This is a genomic window from Lachnospira multipara ATCC 19207, assembly GCF_000424105.1.
Classification (GTDB): domain Bacteria; phylum Bacillota; class Clostridia; order Lachnospirales; family Lachnospiraceae; genus Lachnospira; species Lachnospira multipara.
In genome coordinates, this window is sequence record NZ_AUJG01000015.1 from 64207 (window position 1) to 82690 (window position 18484).

General features: G+C 35.2%; 15 protein-coding genes and 1 pseudogene. 4 read left to right on the forward strand and 12 right to left on the reverse strand.

The genetic code is table 11. The features are described from left to right. Nucleotides 1–39: 39 nt before the first annotated feature. The gene (locus tag G600_RS0110895; protein WP_027431946.1) at nt 40–1446 is read right to left on the reverse strand and encodes an SGNH/GDSL hydrolase family protein; all 1407 of its coding nucleotides are present in this window, start codon (nt 1444–1446) and stop codon (nt 40–42) included. A 12-nt stretch (nt 1447–1458) separates the two neighbouring features. Next, complete coding sequence (locus tag G600_RS0110900; protein WP_027431947.1) at nt 1459–3150, reverse strand: MBOAT family O-acyltransferase; 1692 nt, start codon at nt 3148–3150, stop codon at nt 1459–1461. A 235-nt stretch (nt 3151–3385) separates the two neighbouring features. On the opposite strand from G600_RS0110900, the gene G600_RS15500 reads away from it, so the two are divergent. Together G600_RS15500 and G600_RS0110910 are read left to right on the forward strand one after the other, a co-directional pair. Further along, on the forward strand, nt 3386–4030 hold the full coding sequence (locus tag G600_RS15500) for a ubiquitin-like protein (protein WP_242826381.1): 645 nt from the start codon (nt 3386–3388) through the stop codon (nt 4028–4030). 238 nt (nt 4031–4268) lie between these two features. Next, nucleotides 4269–4658: a hypothetical protein gene (locus G600_RS0110910; RefSeq protein ID WP_027431948.1), complete on the forward strand. Its 390-nt coding sequence runs from the start codon at nt 4269–4271 to the stop codon at nt 4656–4658. A gap of 60 nt (nt 4659–4718) precedes the next feature. Here the strand turns inward: G600_RS0110910 and G600_RS0110915 are convergent, their stop codons facing one another. The 3 genes from G600_RS0110915 to glf all read right to left on the reverse strand — a co-directional run bounded on the left by G600_RS0110915 (nt 4719) and on the right by glf (nt 8578). After that, complete coding sequence (locus G600_RS0110915; protein ID WP_027431949.1) at nt 4719–5804, reverse strand: mannose-1-phosphate guanylyltransferase; 1086 nt, start codon at nt 5802–5804, stop codon at nt 4719–4721. Between the two features lie 629 nt (nt 5805–6433). Next, complete coding sequence (locus G600_RS0110920) at nt 6434–7396, reverse strand: glycosyltransferase family 2 protein (RefSeq protein WP_027431950.1); 963 nt, start codon at nt 7394–7396, stop codon at nt 6434–6436. A gap of 24 nt (nt 7397–7420) precedes the next feature. Then, nucleotides 7421–8578 carry a UDP-galactopyranose mutase gene (gene glf, locus G600_RS0110925; protein WP_207637198.1) on the reverse strand — a complete coding sequence of 386 codons (1158 nt, stop codon included), beginning with the start codon at nt 8576–8578 and terminating at the stop codon, nt 7421–7423. 286 nt (nt 8579–8864) lie between these two features. Between glf and G600_RS0110930 the strand changes: the two genes are divergently transcribed. Continuing rightward, entirely contained in the window at nt 8865–9227 is a 363-nt protein-coding gene (locus G600_RS0110930) for a Fur family transcriptional regulator (RefSeq protein WP_027431952.1), read from the forward strand. Between the two features lie 27 nt (nt 9228–9254). Continuing rightward, a complete protein-coding gene (gene rbr / locus G600_RS0110935) occupies nt 9255–9791 on the forward strand; it encodes a rubrerythrin (RefSeq protein ID WP_027431953.1) in 537 nt (178 codons plus the stop codon). A 124-nt stretch (nt 9792–9915) separates the two neighbouring features. Here the strand turns inward: rbr and G600_RS0110940 are convergent, their stop codons facing one another. The 7 genes and pseudogenes from G600_RS0110940 to G600_RS15510 form a co-directional block, all read right to left on the reverse strand. Continuing rightward, nucleotides 9916–10914 (reverse strand): type II toxin-antitoxin system antitoxin SocA domain-containing protein, encoded by a 999-nt coding sequence (locus G600_RS0110940; RefSeq protein WP_027431954.1) that lies wholly within the window; start codon nt 10912–10914, stop codon nt 9916–9918. A 27-nt stretch (nt 10915–10941) separates the two neighbouring features. Next, a complete protein-coding gene (locus G600_RS0110945; RefSeq protein WP_027431955.1) occupies nt 10942–12087 on the reverse strand; it encodes a PDDEXK nuclease domain-containing protein in 1146 nt (381 codons plus the stop codon). Between the two features lie 288 nt (nt 12088–12375). Further along, complete coding sequence (locus G600_RS0110950) at nt 12376–13767, reverse strand: ATP-binding protein (RefSeq protein WP_027431956.1); 1392 nt, start codon at nt 13765–13767, stop codon at nt 12376–12378. Nucleotides 13768–14145: 378 nt separating this feature from the next. Then, nucleotides 14146–14526, reverse strand: a complete 381-nt coding sequence (locus tag G600_RS0110955; protein ID WP_027431957.1) for a desulfoferrodoxin — start codon at nt 14524–14526, stop codon at nt 14146–14148. Nucleotides 14527–14621: 95 nt separating this feature from the next. Next, nucleotides 14622–16982, reverse strand: a complete 2361-nt coding sequence (locus G600_RS15215; protein ID WP_027431958.1) for a type I phosphomannose isomerase catalytic subunit — start codon at nt 16980–16982, stop codon at nt 14622–14624. Nucleotides 16983–17233: 251 nt separating this feature from the next. Beyond that, nucleotides 17234–17655 (reverse strand): annotated as a pseudogene (locus G600_RS16170) (group II intron maturase-specific domain-containing protein); the annotation flags it as partial. 617 nt (nt 17656–18272) lie between these two features. Further along, the coding region (locus tag G600_RS15510; protein ID WP_081669478.1) for a transposase at nt 18273–18484 on the reverse strand (212 nt) is incomplete at its 5' end.

Genomic DNA, 18484 nt, shown 5'->3' on the forward strand with positions numbered 1-18484 from the left:
TTAAACTAAATCTATGTTTCTTAAAAATGTTTTTGCAAATTATTTATCGTAACAAATTGTTTGTATGCAGCGTTTCTCATAGGCACTATCAGAGCCTACCTGTCTTGCGTTAACTACTATCTTCATGCTGCCGTTGTCGTTGCCATCTGCATCAAAAGGAATAAGACAACTTGTGGCGCTTGAATATTCCTGAACCACAGTGTATTCTCCTGTATTCTCATCATATACGGTGTACTGATACTCCACCTCTACATTAGTGCCTGTGTAGGCTATTGGCGTTACACTAATTCCATTATTCTTAGTACATGTATTAAACCAAATCGTAGATATGTAATCTATGGAATCTAAATACTCCTCTGGCGTGTAGAAGAGGCTTGAAACATCCTCTCCCGCCTCCTTCATAAGAAGGAAATTTGCAAGGGAAGTAGAGAAGGCCTCCGAGCCTTCCTTATTCATATGCTCATGGTCAAAGAAGTAGCTATCACTAGTTGTAAATAGCTCGTCCTTAGCCAAATTAAAGTCATAATATTCTGCTCCGTACTCTGCAAAAAGCTCCTGAAGTAGTAACATTTTCTCAAAATATTCATCTCCATTAGTGCCATAGCTTAATACATCATAGGCAGGATGTGGAGTTGCAAGCACTATAAGCTCTACATCATTCTCCTCACAAAGACAGGCAATTTCTCTTAATTCATTTAGAGAGTCCTCACTAAAAGTCTCTGAATAGTAGGAATATGTAGTGTCATCTCCTGTATCATCAAAATTTAAATAGCCCGATAAATAACCGTAGCCCTTACCTACATAATGACGATAGACGTTATTAACCATTTCCTGCTCAGTGGCTTGCTTTCCTTCTATTTTGGCCTGCACATTAGAGCCTACCTCACTTAAATTCACAGAATTGTAAATCCATGGAAAGAAGTAGTTTAGGGAAGCTGGTGTTCCAATAATATCCTCGTCAAAGGCATAATTAGCGTAGGTAGTTAGCTTATCTAGAAGGGACTCGCCCTTTGTCTTGGCTCTTAAAAATGAAACTTCAGCTATAGTGCTTCGCTCTCCTGTAAGAGAGAAATAGCCAAGAGCCATAACCACACGCTTTACCCCGTGATCTTCAATGGCGGTTTTAATTGCTAGCTTAGTCTGAGCTAAATACTGGGAAGGTGTACCCATGTTATAGGAATTAGTACCCATAATATCATCAACCACGTAAGGACTAATACCTACATAGCAAAGAGAACTACCTACAAAAATCTGATCTATACTGTCTTCTTTATGGTAATCATCCCACATAACCTGACTGGCAGAACCGTAAGGCTCAAGGCAGAATTTAAGCAGTTCATTAATAAGAACTACACAAACTACAGCAATGATTACACCTATCCATTTACGTTTCTTTCGCTTAGGCTTTTGACTTGCCTGTGGCGATACATTTTCATTATTCTCCATAAGGCCTCCTTATTAATAGTTCGCGTACATAAAGCTTCCGCTTGATGCACTGCTAAGTCCAAAGGATACTAACATCATAATTATTAGTGTTGAATAAAGTACAACTCTAAAAGGAATTGGGGACTTCATAAGCTTTTCAGTTGGGTCGATGCCGCGCTCCTTTAGGATGCTGATAATAAGCACCACGATGCAGCCAATAAAGGCTAGGTTAAGGCATAGATTTTGCTGGTAAACTGCGCAATCCTTAAGTCTTCGAAGAAATCTTCCTGGCTTGAAATATATAAATGTATTTCTTAGACACAAAAAGCTATACTTAGGATTTACTAATACGTCAAAATACCAACCAATATTTACAACTATAAAGGTTCTTACAATGGCAAAAGCCTTGTAGTACTTATTCTCTCTATTAATATGTAGAATTGTTACCATTTTATCAAATACAGGGCTAAAAAGGTCACTAAGAGCAATTACAAGACCGTTATAAATACCCCATATAAGGAAGTGGGCGTTAGCACCATGCCACAAACCAACAATAAAGAATACCAATAAATTGGCTAGGCAGGCAGGAAGCGTCCTACTTAAGTGGGTTGCAAGTGCTTTATTATTAATCTTTTTACAAGCCTTTGATAAGGACTGCATAGGCTTTGTTAGGGCTACTGGATAGAAAATGTAATCTCTCATCCAAGCACCAAGAGAAATATGCCATCTTCTCCAGAACTCGCCTAAAGACTTACTAAAGTATGGCTGACGGAAGTTCTCCATCATATCTATTCCAAGCATCTTAGAGGCACCCATTACCATATCGATACCACCGGAGAAATCGCAGTACTGCTCGATAGAATAAAGTAGGATTGTAAATACAATTATACAACCAGGTGTCTTAGAATCTATATTTCTAAAGGCAGCTATGATAATAGGAGATACCATATCGGCAATGGCATATTTTTTAAAAAAGCCATATGCCATACGAAGCATACCTCTGTGTATGTTATCTAAATCAAATTTATGTCTTTCTTTTAGCTGATTGCCCAATTGATCATATCTATTAATCGGTCCCTGAAGTAATTGTGGAAAGAAAGATACGAAATTAAGGTACTTAAAAAAATTATTCTCTGCCTTATACTTTCCGTTATACATGTCGATCAAATAGCTAATAGATTGGAAAGTGTAGAAGGAAATTCCAAGAGGAATCACCACACTTGAGGCCGAAAAAATTGTGTTACCTGTTTCAGTTACAGACTCTTCAATAGTCTCTACCACTGATTTGGCACCTAGGCCATTGAAAAATTCGTAAATTGTTGACCAGTACTTTAAATAAGCTAGAATTCCAACGTTAATAAGTAGAACAATTACAAGTGCTACTCGCTTATCAAACATGTACTTAGCTTTAAGTTTTGCCTTAGCTTCTTTAATCTCGTCTTTAGACTTCGTTTCGTCATTCTTAAGTGCTTTCTTATCTAGGGCGTTTCTTTCTGTCCTTTTGCTCATATAAAGGCCTGCGGCAAAGGTAGTTACAGATGTTGTGAAAATGTATATCAGATTAGTTAAACCACATAAGCCGTAAAAAATCATATTGGCAACAGTTAACACAATCCATTGATATCCTTCGTTATATTTGGATTGATAAAATATCTTCTCTACTCCGTAATACACTGCTAGCAAAACTGCCATGAATATTGCAAATTCTAATGAATATAATTCCATTCTTAACTCCTAAAGTGTATTAATTCTTTATCCCATGCCAACTCTAAAAGTAATTTTTTAGAGGACTATTTGATAATAGCACTCTAAATTTTAATCTTCAACAACAATAAGAAATTGTTCACTATCTTTTCACTAAAACCTGCTAAGAAAAAAGCCACTTGAGAATTAATGTAATAGTCTATGTATCTTTATTGTGATATAATTATTTATATAATATATAGGAGGGGATAAATCTATGAAACGATTCAGGAAAAATAAAGCTTTAAAACACTCGTTTGTTTTAATTCTATCTATTTTTTTATTTACACAATTTACTTTAACAAATGTTTTTGCTATGAATATTTATGTTGAAGACCCAAAAGGCAATAGAATAACTCTTGATGTGGAACCGTCTGATACAATAGAAAATGTTAAAGCTAAGATTCAAGATAAAGAAGGGCTTCCTCCAGATAAGCAGAAATTAACATTTGCAGATAAAGCCCTAGAAGATAATAGAACTTTAGCAGATTATAATATTGGAAAAGAATCAACTTTATATTTTAATTTAACATTCAAGCATACTCATAATTATGAATTCGAAAGTAATGGAGCCACTATAACAGCGACTTGTACCGCCAGTGGATGCAGTGATCCTGTAGATACAGCAACTTTAACTATTGTTGCACCTACAAATCGCGTTTATGGTAGCGACATAACTGGTGCAAGTTTAGTGCAAACAGGTATTGATGAAGATTTTCTAGCTTCCCTAAAGATAAAAGATACAACAGTAGATGATTTTATGACAGGATTGAATAGCTCGATTGAATACTACAAAGGTGATGTTCTTTTAGATAGCTTTCCTACTGAACCTGGCGAATACACAGCTGTTAAGTGTTGTTAACAATAATGACCTTAAAAAGATTCTATCAATAACTGATTCAGAGGCACTTAAGGGCGTTAATATCTGGCTTGAGGTTAATGAAATAAACGACGAAAATGTAAATGAAACAATTATTGCTGATAAAAACGAAATTCAAAATTCATTTCCTGAATATGATGTAGCTACTTTCCTTGATATCAACCTATTCAAAAAGGTTGGAGATTCTGAAGAAGACAAGATTAGCGAAACTGATGGGGATGTGGAAATCAGTTTTAAATTAGATGCTAACGATAAATGGGATATGAATTCTTTAGCTATTTTGAGAGTGCATAATGGCGTATCTACTCTTCTAGATTGTAAGTATGATAAAGAAACTTCTACACTCACTTTTAAAACTGATAGATTCTCAACATATGCCATTGTCTATAAGAACTTGGACAAAACTACAGTAAATAATGAACCAACAACTATTAATGCTAGTGAAGATAAAGAAACAACTTCTCCTAATAACGCCAGTCCAGCAACAGCCGATAATTCTTTACTTGGACTAAACATTGCTATGATACTAATTGTTTTAGGGGTTGTAGGGATTATAATTTCAAAATCAGCCCATATAACTTCCCAGTTTAAAACTAGAATTCCTAGATAGTGCAAAAGCCACCAAACTTGATATGAGTTTGGTGGCTTATTTATATTTCTTAGTTAAATCTTATAAATACTGTGTCTTTCCAGATTCTCTAAGTTTTGCGAGAACCTGCTTGATTTCGCCTGCATTTTCCTTAGTAGAAATAAGAATAGCATCGTCTGTGTCAACTACAACCATGTCTCTAAGGCCTACAGTTGCGATAAGCTTGTCTTTACCTTCAATTACTGTGTTCTCAGTATTAACTGTAACTACGTTACCTGTAACTACGTTACCCTTCTCGTCGTTGTCCTTAATACGGCCAACTGCAAGCCATGATCCAACATCATCCCAGCCAAAGTTACCTGGTAATGTAAAGATAGAGCTTGCTTTTTCCATGATACCATAGTCAACTGACTGTGATTCAAGGTTAGGGAATTCTGCGTTTAATACTTCATCTTCCTTTTCTGTTCCAATAGCATCCTTAATCTTTAAAAGACCTTCGTATGTGCTATTCATGAAGCTCTTAAAGCAATCCATGATTGTTGAAACCTTCCAAACAAACATACCTGAATTCCAAAGGTAGTTACCTTCAGCAAGGTATGACTTAGCTGTTTCAAGATCTGGCTTCTCAACGAATCTAGCAACCTTGCGGCCGTTGCCGTCTGTAGTGCTTTCATCGTACTGAATATATCCATATCCTGTCTCAGGATAGTTAGGTGTAATACCTACTGTTACTAAGTTCTCGCCCTTAGTTGCAATTTCTACTGCTTCCTTAAATGTATCTGCGAAAACTTCGTTATTCTTAATTAAGTGATCTGATGGTAAAACGATCATTACTGCATCGTCTTCACCGTTCTTCTGAGCCTTATCAAGTACGTGAACTGCGCCAAGACCGATACATGGTGCTGTATTACGTCCGATAGGTTCACAGAGAATGTTCTCCTCTGGGAGACCTGGTAACTGTTTCTTTACTAATTCCTTATAGTTCTTGTTAGTAGCAATATAAACATCTTCTAGCTTAACTAATGGGCTAATTCTTTCAACTGTAAGCTGAATCATTGTCTTTCCATCACCTGTAAGTGATAAGAACTGCTTAGGTAAATTAACTCGGCTTCTTGGCCAGAATCTTTCACCCTTACCACCTGCCATAATTAACGCTGTAGTTTTCATGTTTAATCCTCCATTAAGTGTCTAACACTTTTCCTTATAGATATTCTAACTGCGAAAATATCATAAAGTTACTAGAGGCATCAATTCATCAGAATTGATGCCTCCAGTTTATAAATCATTATAATCTCCGCAATAAGTAAACTTGAAAGTTCGGCGCAGCCCAAGTCCCCGCTTCACTGCCAGCAAACCTTCAAATTTATGGCTTGATTTTAACACTTATGTTAAGAAAATGTCAACATTTTTCCTTTAAATTATAAGTTTATTTAGAGAATATTTATTATTTTAATACTCCTATTCTCTGTTTTTATTAATATTTTTAGGTCTAAGGGACTATTGGGTTGGAGTTTTAAACCTAGGGGGGAAAGATAGTTGGGTATAGGGTGAACCTTTAAAATGAGTGGTGGGATTATGATTTTAAAATTTTTTTAAACCGACACTCATACTAACATTTAAACTGACAGTTTAATATTAATAACTTCGTCATTTTATAACAAAAAATAAGCACACAAAAAAGGGAGCCAGATTTCTCCGACTCCCCTAAGTATACATCCGCAAATGTATACCCCAATTGACTCCAATTATATATGATAATCACCCTTAATGCAATCTCTTATTAATAAATTCTTACCTTACTCTTCCTTAGAATTCCTTGAATAGAGCTCATGTAATCTTATTAATTCCAACTCAAAATATTCCCTATTATTATCCTTTATATTCTCCAATATTAAGCCTGCAAAAAATGATTGAATTGCAGCTATCATTGTAAAGCCACAAATAATAAGTGTAGGGAAACGACGAACTAAGCCCGTCTCAATAAACTCCACAAGTATTGGCACGAAAAAGCCTATGGATATTAATCCTAATATTATCGCTAGTGTTCCAAAGAATCGCAAAGGTCTAATATGTCTAAACAACTTCCATATAGTACACAAAACTTTAAAGCCGTCTGAATAAGTATTAAGCTTTGACACACTGCCCTCTGGTCGATCCTTGTAATCCACTACTGTGTTTACTATATTCATATTTTTATCTATAGCGTGAATGCTCATCTCTGTTTCGATTTCAAAGCCATTAGAAAGAACCGGGAAGCTCTTTACAAATTGATAACTAAAGGCTCTATAACCTGTCATGATATCCTTGATATCACTTTTAAAGAGAAAATTTATACTCTTTCTTACAAGAACGTTTCCAAAGTTGTGGAAAGGTCTTTTATTTTCACCAAAATAAGTAGAAGAAAGTCTATCGCCAACTACCATGTCCGCTTGTCTTTCAAGGACGGCATCAATCATTGCCTTGGCTGATTCTGCCGGATAGGTGTCATCACCATCTGCGATGACATAACATCTTGCGTCAATTTCACGAAACATGCGGCGCACTACATTTCCTTTACCCTGCTTGTATTCGTGCCTAACAACAGCTCCTGCTGCCCTTGCAAGAAAAGCGGTCTTATCCGTTGAGTTATTGTCATAGACATATACGCGGCAGTCACCATCATCCCCATATTTCTCGATGACTGCGCGAAAGTCATTCACTACTTTTTCTATCGTTTTCTCCTCATTGTAACAAGGAATTAGAACTGCGATTTTATCCATATTTCTACCCACCCTTTGTGACTTCTATGCTAGTTCTTTCTCTACTCTATCAAGGGCTGATGCTACAACAGCATCCATGTCGTAATACTTGTATTCTCCAAGACGTCCGCCAAAGATTACATTGGATTCTTTATCTGCTAATTCTTTGTAGCTTTCGTAAAGTTTGCTATTCTTAGCATCATTAACTGGGTAGTATGGTTCGTCTCCTGGCTTCCATTCTGAACTGTATTCCTTAGAGATAATTGTCTTAGGAATGTCATCCCCGTTCTCATCTTTACCAAATTCAAACCACTTATGTTCAATAATTCTTGTCCAAGGTGTTTCACTATCTGTATAGTTAACAGCTGCGTTTCCCTGGAAATTTGGAATATCAAGTGTTTCATTTTCAAAACGAACTGAACGATACTCAAGAGTACCAAGCTTATAGTTAAAGTAAGCATCAATAGGGCCTGTGTAAACTACCTTGCCGTCTTCCTTCAATTCAGCAAGAAGGCTCTTTTTTGTTGCTTCATCAAGATAATCAAGGTTAAGTCTAACGTCAATGCCCTCAAGCATATTAGCTACCATCTGAGTATAACCACCCATTGGAATTCCTTGATAAAGGGCATTAAAGTAGTTATTATCAAATGTTAATCTAACAGGTAATCTCTTAATGATAAATGCAGGTAAATCCTTACATTCACGTCCCCACTGCTTTTTAGTGTATCCCTTAATTAACTTCTCATAAATATCCTTACCTACAAGGCTTATTGCCTGCTCTTCTAGGTTTGATGGTGGATTAATTGAACCATCTGGATTTGTTCTTGCCTTTTCACCCTCAGCTCTTTGCTCTTCGATCTTTGCCTTAGCTTCTGCTGGTGTAACTACACCCCACATCTTATTAAATGTGCACATGTTAAATGGTAATGAGTATAACTCTCCCTTATAATTTGCCACTGGTGAATTAGTGAATCTGTTAAAAGTTGTAAACTTATTAAGATAATCCCAGACTTTCTTGTTATTAGTATGGAAAATGTGTGCTCCATAAACATGTACATTAATGCCCTCTTCCTTTCTAGTATAGACATTACCTGCGATGTTACCCCTCTTATCAATAACAAGAACTTTCTTTCCTGCATTAGTTAATTCTCTTGCAAATGTTGCACCATATAGACCTGAGCCTACAACAATATAATCATACATAATCTCTTAGTTACCTTTCTAGTTTTTTCTAGTTAAATTTCTAGTATTTTTCTAGTTTCCCGTAGCTACAATTATAGAGCCAAATCTCCCACAAGACAATAGAACTTGTATATTTACAAGGCATATATTATAATAAACATATGTATTCTAGATGTGGATTATATATTTTATTAGTTTTTGTTTGGCAAATTCTCTTGACAAAAAATAATTTTAGAATTATTCTAATTCTAAGTTAAGGAAATGAGATACATTTTCTTAAGCCATACTAGAAGAAAGGAGAATTACCATGACGAAATACGCTAAGGAAATTTTAGACATTGTAAATGCATCAAGCGATCACTTAACCGCGGAAGAAGTCTATTTAAAGCTCAAGGCTAAGAATTCTAAAGTCGTCCTTGCAACAATTTATAATAATCTAGGCACCTTAGTTAAGAATGGCGATGTTAGAAAGATTGCAATGGATGGAGGCTCTGATAGATACGATAAGACAATCCGTCATGATCATTTAATATGTGCCAAGTGTGGTAAGATTTCCGATTTCACATTTGAGGATTTAACCAAATCTCTCGAAGAGCAATCCGGTATTAAGATTTTATCTTATGATCTTAAGATTTCTTATATATGCGATGATTGCAAGAAGAATCATTAATTTTTTATTTTAAGGAGGATTTTAATTATGAACAAGTACGCAGGAACACAGACAGAGAAGAACTTACAGGCCGCTTTTGCCGGTGAATCACAGGCACGTAATAAATATACATATTTTGCTTCAGTAGCTAAGAAGGAAGGCTATGAGCAGATCGCTGCACTTTTCTTAAAGACAGCTGACAATGAGAAGGAACATGCTAAGCTTTGGTTCAAGGAACTTGGCGAACTTGGCGATACTCCAGCTAACTTAAAGGCTGCTGCTGAAGGCGAGAACTACGAATGGACAGATATGTATGAAGGTTTTGCTAAGACTGCAGAAGAAGAAGGCTTTACAGCCCTAGCTGCTAAGTTTAGAATGGTTGCAGCAATCGAGAAGATGCATGAGGAGCGTTATAGAAAGCTCTTACAGAATGTTGAAACTGCTAAGGTTTTCGAGAAGAGCGAAGTTAAGGTTTGGGAATGCCGTAACTGTGGACATATCGTAGTTGGTACTAAGGCACCTGAAGCATGTCCAGTATGTGCACATCCAAAGAGCTTCTTTGAAGTGCATGAAGAAAACTTCTAATTAGAGATAATCTTAAGGGATAAAGATTAGATATTAAAATGAAAGCGTTATCGCAGGTTTTTCACGGGGTGAATTACTTGGCGGTAACGCTTTTTTATTTCACTATGTAAGAGATTGATATTATTTAGAAATAGCTTTGAATATAATTATTTAGATTATCTTCTGTATCAATACCATAAGAATTAGCTACACTACTAAAGTATTTCTTTATTGCTTCCTTACTGATTATTTCTCTAGATGGTTGTAATGGTTCATAATCATTTCTAGCATCTTTCCATGGTTTCTCTTTATGTGTAATATTCTCTAGAACTCTTCCACTGTATTTACCAAATGTATTTATAACTAAATCAATTACTTTCTTTTCCTTTTCATCTAATTCTTCAAAACGCTCTTTTATTATTGCAAACCTATTATCTTCTATTGGATTGAATTTGAAATCTTTAAACAAATCATATACTTCTTCATATACAGGTCCATGAACCCAAGCCATACAATCTTCTTTATATAGCGGCTTGTCATACTTTACCATGTATATACCTTGAATAAAATACAAGATCTTCTGTAGCGCCAGAGGTGTGACTTCCTGCATCTGTTCAAATATATAAGAAATAGTTAATATCATTTTATCAGACATACAAAACATTCCCGCAATCTCTTCTGCTGCTTTAATTGCTTTTTTATAGGCGGTTTTTCCTATCTTTTCAGCATTATCATTTAATAACTTAATCATATAATTAGGGCTAGATAAAGCTTTTTTAATCACATCTGAATATTCTTTTGATGGAATCTGGCCTGCAAGATACCGAGTAATTGTAATTTCCCCAAATCCTAACGCAATTGACAATGGAGCCTTTCCAATATTATAAATCGCCATTATTTTATTAATATCTTCTATGCTAACTAATCCCTCAGCTCGTCTATACTGCTCATCAATTGCTTTCATGTTTAAATCTAAAAGCCCAGGAATATCCATTTCTTCTCCACATTCATCGCATTCAGCTACTGTTATTTCAAACTCATATATTTTATCTCTTATTTCTTTTTTCACAATCTTTTTTCGCAATGTGTATGCTCTGTCATCCCTGCAATGCGTACAAAAATCGTACAGTCTCTCCTTTAACATTTTGTTTTCCTCCTGAATTTGCTTTTATTACAACTTTTTTTCCTTCTTATCCAATTCAGGATGCTGCATATAAAATATTTCCTTTTGTGCATCTATTTCCGCACGTAACTGTTCTTCAGTAGGCAAACAAAGTCGATATTTACTAGCAAAAAGTTGCTCATTTCCCTGTAGGACAGAATATCGTGCAATATCCTCATCTGTCTCAGAACACAGAACTATTCCCAATGTTGGATTATCTTCCGGTTGTTTTCTTAACTCATCATACATCCGAACATACATGTCCATCTGCCCAACATCTTGATGTGTTATTTTCCCAATTTTCAAATCTATTAGCACAAAGCATTTCAAGATGAAATTATAAAAGACAAGGTCTATGTAATAGTCTTCTTTCTCTGTATGAATTCTCTGTTGCCGTTCAACAAAGGCAAATCCTTTTCCCAATTCCATCATGAACTTTTCAAGATTTGCAATAATATTCTTTTCTAGCTCAGATTCAAGATACTCTCTGTTTTCTTCCATTCCGAGAAAATCAGCAATAATAGGATTTCTTAAAAACTCATATTTGTTCTGATATGGATTTGTCTTTTCTTGCATTTCTAGTTTAACTGAGTCTTTGTCAGTTGATAAAAGCATTCGATCGTAGTACTGTGTGCTAATATTTCTTCGTAAAGTTTTAACAGACCAAGACTGTTCTATGGCCTCTTTTTCATACCATGCTCTTGCAGTAGTATCTGAAACTTGGAGCAAGCGTTCGTAATGAGACCATGTAAGTATTCTTCTGCCTTTCACTATCATTGCATGTTCACCAGATTGTGGGGTCGTTGTCCCCACAATCTCGGAATTCTCTAAATCATCTGATTGTGAGGTCATTATCCCCACAATCTCGGGATAACTCTGATAGAACTGTACATATCTATAAAGAGAACGTTTATCAAAACCTTTGCCATACTTTTGAGTTAACTCATCAGCCAATTCAGATATAATACCTTCTCCATAACGTTCAGATCTTGTTCCACTCATTTTTTCTCTTGATATACGCATTCCAATGAGCCAATTACGAATCACAAGTACACTATTGACAGATACAATTGCAGTTTGCTGTGCATTTTCAATAATGCCATATAAATCCTTTTGTAAATCATCTGACATATTGTATTCAATTAGTTCATTCATAACTTGTCTCCTTTAACTTTTATTGATGTAAACGATAATTTACATCAGCAATCAATCGTTTTATTTGATTCATATTATTCTTCAGGTAATAGCTATCCTATGAAAGCTTTATCTGTTATTGCAACTATATAATATAGGATATATTAATGATAGGATTTTGTCAATATTCTATCATTAAGTTATAAGGGATACAGATTAAATATGAAAATGAAAGCGTTATCGCAGGTTTGCTTATCCAAGAGTATGAGCAGCAAACATGGGTAACGCTTTTTTAATTAAAATCATATGCTATAAAGATAACTGCTTTAGAATAACGTTGCTATTCTTTGATGCAAAATCTATTAGTTCATCAGTAAAACCTGATTTAGAATAAATGCAGTAATACTCATTTCTTGATTGTGTCTTCCATTTAACACTTTTGGCTTTCTCTTTTAGAGACATCAATACTTCCATTCCCTTTTCATTTTTAGAGTATTTACACTCCCCAAACACGATATCTTCGCCGTTAGAATCATATGCTAGAATATCAATTTCAACATCTTTAGCTCCCCACCATCTTCCTAATCTATTAAAAGATATTCCATTTGCCAATAAATTCCATGCATCTTCTCTACATATGTCTTCATATACATATGAGACATGATTATCTATAAAATTCTTCTTTATCTTATCCTCTACATATTGTCCTTTTCCAGATTCCAATAATGCCCTATTAGGATATATAAACTTAAACCAGAAAGCTATAAAATTATCCTTAATCTTATACAATCCCATCTTGCTCTTACTTGGATTCTCCTCAGTTATAGGAACTTCTCTCTCGATTATATCTAGGTCCACTAAGACCTTTAAATATGAGGTTAACTTTGATTGAGCAACTTCAAGATTAGTAGCTATTTTAGATAATTTATAATTACCGGCAGCAATAGTTTTTAATATTGAAAAATAACTTCCTACTTCAGATACTTCCTTTTGTAATAAAAACTCAGGTTCAGCGTATAAAAATGAATTAAGAGAAAGTACATTCTTTTTTATCGCTTTATAAATATCCTTGTCTTTACTAAATAACTCTATGTATTTTGGAACACCACCCGTTACCGCATATTGCATAATCTGCTGATCTAAATTTAAAGTTTCATCAAATAAATGATAGTATGAAAAATCAATTTGCTTTAATTTAATCTGCGCAGTTCTTCTTCCATAAAGTGGAGAATCATAATTTAGCACCTGTGATGTCATCATATTAATCAAAGAACCGCATAATATAAGCATTACATTAGCCTTAGATAATATCTCATCCCAAGCCTTTTGCATAATAGAAGGAAATGCCTTATTAGACTTACCTAGATATTGAAATTCGTCAATTACTAATACTATTCTCTCTTTCTTTGATTCCTCTGCTATTCTTTTAAAAATAGGCATCCAAGTATCAAGATTAGCACTAGCTAAAAGTTCATCTTCAAGTACAAATGAAACTAAATCCTTAAATGCATTTCTATTTTCAAATTCACTTTCTTCTGTTGCCAAATAATATATAGATTTCTTATTCTCGCAAAAATGATTAATCAAAGTTGTTTTACCAACTCGTCTTCTTCCATAAACAACTACAAAAGCTGGTGAGCCGCTATTATACTCATTTTCTAATGTTTCTAATTCTTCTTCTCTTCCAACAAATAATTCCATAGCAAACCTCCATCACAATTTATATAATTTAGATTATTATAATCCAAATTATATAAAATGTAAATTATTCTATTAACACCTTATCTTATAGTACAAACCCTGTAAAGCGGACATTCGGAATCCGCTTCGCTACTTCCTCATGAACGCAGTGGCACTTTGTGCCACCTGTCAGAAGGGGCTTTAACCCCTTCTGACACTAGTAAGCTTTATACCCCCGCCTAAAGCTTACGCTTTTGAAGCGGGGGATTGCTTACACTGCGTTCAATCAACAAACAACCCCACCAGCCCGCATCAATTAACAGCGCATAATCACTGTTTTTGACACGACCCAGTGGGGTTGTTTATTAGTAGCATATTCTTTTGAAAATGTTACAAATCTTATAAATCTTTCTTCCAAAGACCATGAAGATTGCAGTACTCATAAGCTGCTACTGCCTTCTTACCGCCAAGGTTAAACTTAACGCATGGTGGCTGACCTGGCTTGAGATACTCTACAAGTACGCCATCTTCTGTCTGAAGACAGACAAACTGAATGAAGTGCTCCTCAAGCATTGGATGCTCTACTTCACCAATCTTTACAATAACTTCATCACCGTTGCACTCAACTACTGGTACATGCTTTTCTGTAGCTGCATCTGTTGTGTTAGCCTTAAGTAAAGTCATGTCCTGACCGCAACAAACTAATGGACCGCCCCCATCATGAAGTTTCATGATAATATTGCCGCAAATATTGCAGCGATAAATCATTAATTCTGCCATAAAAACCTCCTTATTTAATTACTCAAAATTAGATATTTATATTATAACTTATATTGTGGAGGTATACAAGGAGTATATTTATCGTAATTCTTCTTTTATACATGAGTAATAAGGCAAGTGCCTTTTCCTCTGATAATAATCTCTTTCTTTCCTGCACTTACAAAGAAACTATCTGCTGGTTTATACTTCATAGATGTTTCACCATTCTCATCTTTTACAGCAATGCTTCCAGTTCCCTCAATAAATAATGCTGACATGAAAGATGATTCATCTACAGGTATTCTAACCTCGTCATTTACCTCATACTTTGTTACTTCAAAGTACTTACACTGAACGAGACGTTCCTCTGTATAGTGCTCATTACGTGCAAGAATAATTTCATTCTTATTATCCTTAACGTACTTTTCTGGTACAACTACATCAAGAGATTTTTCCACATGTAATTCTCTTAAATTACCAAACTTATCTCTTCTATCATAGTCATACATTCTGTATGTACAGTTTGAATTCTGCTGGATCTCTGCAATTAAGATGCCTGCACCAATAGCATGAATTGTTCCTGCCTTAACCATTACTACATCACCAGGTTTAACATCTATACGATTAAGAATTTCTGTAATTGTATTATTCTTAATTCTTTCTTCGATTTCTTCCTTAGTAGCATCTCTCTTAAGTCCACAATAAAGGAACGCACCTGGTTCTGCGTCTATTACATACCACATTTCATTTTTACCATATTCATTCTCATTCTCAAGAGCATACTCATCATCTGGATGAATCTGAATTGATAAATCCTTCTTGGCGTCAATAAACTTAATAAGAATTGGGAATCTATCCTGTGCCTGACACTTCCATCCAAGAGATTCCTTACCAATAATGCTTAAATAATCATTAAATAGTCTTCCCTTATATTTACCAGTAGCAATTCTACTAAGTCCATCTGGATGGGCTGATAACTCCCAGCTTTCTGCAATAATATCATAATCACATTTCTTGCCGTATACATCACGAAGCTTAGTTCCACCCCAAAGATTATCCTTAAAGGCTGGATCAAGCTTAACGATTGGCTCTGCAGCTGCGACGATATTATTATTTTCTTCACATGTCTGGTAAATCTTAACGAAATCATCATCCAAAAGGTTTTCACCAATTCCGATTTCAATAATTACCAAGTCTTTATCAGTCTTATTAGCTACTTTATGCATTACGCCGATTGGTACGTCAACACTTTCAAATCTATTATAATCCTTAGTCTCATCCCCAACTGTAATAGTTGCTACACCTTTAACTACTGACCAGTGCTCTGTTCTAAGTTCATGCTTATGTAAGTTCATCTGATAACCTGGATAAACTGTAACCTTACGAACCTTATAACCTTCATTGTAGCTTAAAAGTTCATGTGTACCCCATTCCTTGTATGAGATTCTGTTGTGGTCAAAATACATCTCATATGTTGCCTTATTATCTTTAATGATATCCTTTATACTATCAGCTGATCTCTTAGATGAAACTAATAATGCATCTTCTGTATTAACTACAACTATGTCTTTAAGGTCATTGGCAACCACAAGTTTTCTCTCAGCTTCATTAATAACTGTAACATTATTACAGTCCTTCTTAATAACAAATTCTTGATTATGCATTTCTGCAATGTCTTGTAAATCATTAGCTGAACCTACATCCTTCCAATCAAATGTTGCTTCTATAACTCTTATACTATCTGACTGTTCAAAAACAAGAGTTTCTATACTGCCTGTTGGAATGTCTTTCATAACATTCTCATTAAACTTAATTGTTCTTCTTATTGCTGGCACTTTTCTCTTAGCTTGTTTACACTTTTTAAAAAGCTCAGGATTAACTTTACTAACTAGATTAATCATTGCACCTGCACTAAATACTAAAATGCCTGTATTCCAAAGAAAACCTTCTTCGTAACTAAAGTCCTTACTTTGTAAATTATCAAAATTTACCTTAGAAATATACTCTGTGACTACATTTCCCTTTCTTTTGATATAACCAAGTGTTGATGTTCTATAAAGTGGCTTTGAACCTACTGTTATAATATCTCCATTCTTAGACATCTCCTTGGCTGCAATAATTGTGTCTTTATAATTATCACCATCAATTAGGTTATCTGAATTAACTACTAAAACAGTTTCTGTCTGGTTGCAGAACAAAGTACCAAGCATGATAGCTGCTGCTGTACCATGTGCCTCACCTTCTAGTAATACACGATACTTTAGACTTTGGAATGCCTTTAACTGACCGTTAACAATATACTTGTAACTTTCGTTAGTAATGATTAAAAACTCATCACAGAAAGGCATGTTACGAACTACTGTCTCCTGTAATATTGATCTTCCTTCCTTAACATTCATAAACTGTTTAGGAAATTGTCTGCGTGATAATGGCCATAAAGCATCTCCACTACCACCAGCTAATATAATACATTTCATAACTTATTAATTCCTCCATATTGGATAACAAATCTAGTCTGTAATGGATAGATTATAGCACAATGTGAGATAGATTTCATCTTGTTGTTTAATTGTTAAGTTGATAAATAAATCAAAAAACACTCTATCTCATATTAAAATATGATCTGTACCCAGAATCCTGGACACATATTTATGAACTAGGCGGATCGAGTAGGAGGAATTTCTCACACCACCGTTCGTACCGTTCGGTACACGGCGGTTCAATCAACTTAACAAGTAACACACCTTTTGGTGTAGTAATCTAACATTGAGACCAATCCAAATGAAGTTAGCCTCTTTGTACTTATAGCCTTTTGTACCCATCCTTTGTGGGCGAGTTCTGCATATCGTTCTCCACGGTATGCGATTTTATACGCTGCCCGTCTTGGTACGTCTAGCTTCATCAAATTCTTAGCTCCATTCTGCGGAGTTTTCCAATGCTTCCAAATACACATACGAAGTCTGAATCTGATGTTTACATCAAGTTCTTTACAAAATATTTTCATACTTCCTATCCTGAAGTAGTTTATCCAACCTCGAATAAGCTAATTGAGTTTCTCAACTTTGTAGCTGTTGCTAATGCCTCAACTACGGCAAGTAAGGTCTTTCTTTTCTTAAACTTTGCTACTGATTTTGCATGTAGTTTTGCCTTAACTTTCCGCCTCGCTTGATTTGACCACCCTTTTCCCGACTGGTTACGGCAGATGTTGTCATTTCTGCAACACGAGACATACTCAAACTTATTGATTGTTCACCCCTTCTCTCCATTTCCATTACAGAAACTTCGTCACTACTATGGGTTCGGCTGACTTCTCACAGTTCGTTGTTACTAGGCTAATGAAACCTCTGTGAGACCTCCACGCTTAAGGTGAACGCTCTTTTTCTCCATTTATCCACCACATTTACTCTGCTACTACACATGTGATAGTTATTGGACTTCGTTGCTTTTAGCCAACTTATCTCTCATAGCCTAGCCTTATATGTGATTTCTGTCCGTCGGACCAGAGATTTGCTTACAACTTCTTTCAGATTCCACCTCACGATGGACGCCTTGCTGTTCAGCTATACACTTCCCACTATCTGGGCGTGTTCGGGATTTTTACTCATTAGAGCGCGACCATGGCACGCAAACTTAATAAAGGGGCTGTGAAAAAATGAGATAATCATTTTTTCCAGCTCCATTTTTATATCATTTTTTTGTGAGATATGCTGTTTCTGGCAAAAAAAGTGTATAATGCCCCTTTCCCCAAAAACTACAAACTTTTTTGATTAGGCAGCTTCTTGGAGACGCAGCTTTTTATTGTGATATTTATATAAGTTATGACCTATTGAAACCAAAAGAACCTCAAGTTTTACGGATTTTATTCCTTTTCGAACTATTCTTTTATACCAACGATCATTTTTTATGATTCCGAAAGTACCTTCCGCTTGAATGGATCTGTTCATTCTAAGGAGTGCTCCCTGGATGCTTTCAAGATTAT

Coding starts and splice junctions, on each gene's coding strand:
- G600_RS0110920 (WP_027431950.1), bottom strand. CDS start 7,396: ATGGATAAAATCGCAGTTCTAATTCCTTGTTACAATGAGGAGAAAACG.
- G600_RS0110945 (WP_027431955.1), bottom strand. CDS start 12,087: ATGAATGAACTAATTGAATACAATATGTCAGATGATTTACAAAAGGAT.
- glf (WP_207637198.1), bottom strand. CDS start 8,578: ATGTATGATTATATTGTTGTAGGCTCAGGTCTATATGGTGCAACATTT.
- G600_RS0110940 (WP_027431954.1), bottom strand. CDS start 10,914: ATGTTAAAGGAGAGACTGTACGATTTTTGTACGCATTGCAGGGATGAC.
- G600_RS0110955 (WP_027431957.1), bottom strand. CDS start 14,526: ATGGCAGAATTAATGATTTATCGCTGCAATATTTGCGGCAATATTATC.
- G600_RS15500 (WP_242826381.1), top strand. CDS start 3,386: ATGAAACGATTCAGGAAAAATAAAGCTTTAAAACACTCGTTTGTTTTA.
- G600_RS15215 (WP_027431958.1), bottom strand. CDS start 16,982: ATGAAATGTATTATATTAGCTGGTGGTAGTGGAGATGCTTTATGGCCA.
- G600_RS0110930 (WP_027431952.1), top strand. CDS start 8,865: ATGACGAAATACGCTAAGGAAATTTTAGACATTGTAAATGCATCAAGC.
- G600_RS0110895 (WP_027431946.1), bottom strand. CDS start 1,446: ATGGAGAATAATGAAAATGTATCGCCACAGGCAAGTCAAAAGCCTAAG.
- G600_RS0110950 (WP_027431956.1), bottom strand. CDS start 13,767: ATGGAATTATTTGTTGGAAGAGAAGAAGAATTAGAAACATTAGAAAAT.
- rbr (WP_027431953.1), top strand. CDS start 9,255: ATGAACAAGTACGCAGGAACACAGACAGAGAAGAACTTACAGGCCGCT.
- G600_RS0110915 (WP_027431949.1), bottom strand. CDS start 5,804: ATGAAAACTACAGCGTTAATTATGGCAGGTGGTAAGGGTGAAAGATTC.
- G600_RS0110900 (WP_027431947.1), bottom strand. CDS start 3,150: ATGGAATTATATTCATTAGAATTTGCAATATTCATGGCAGTTTTGCTA.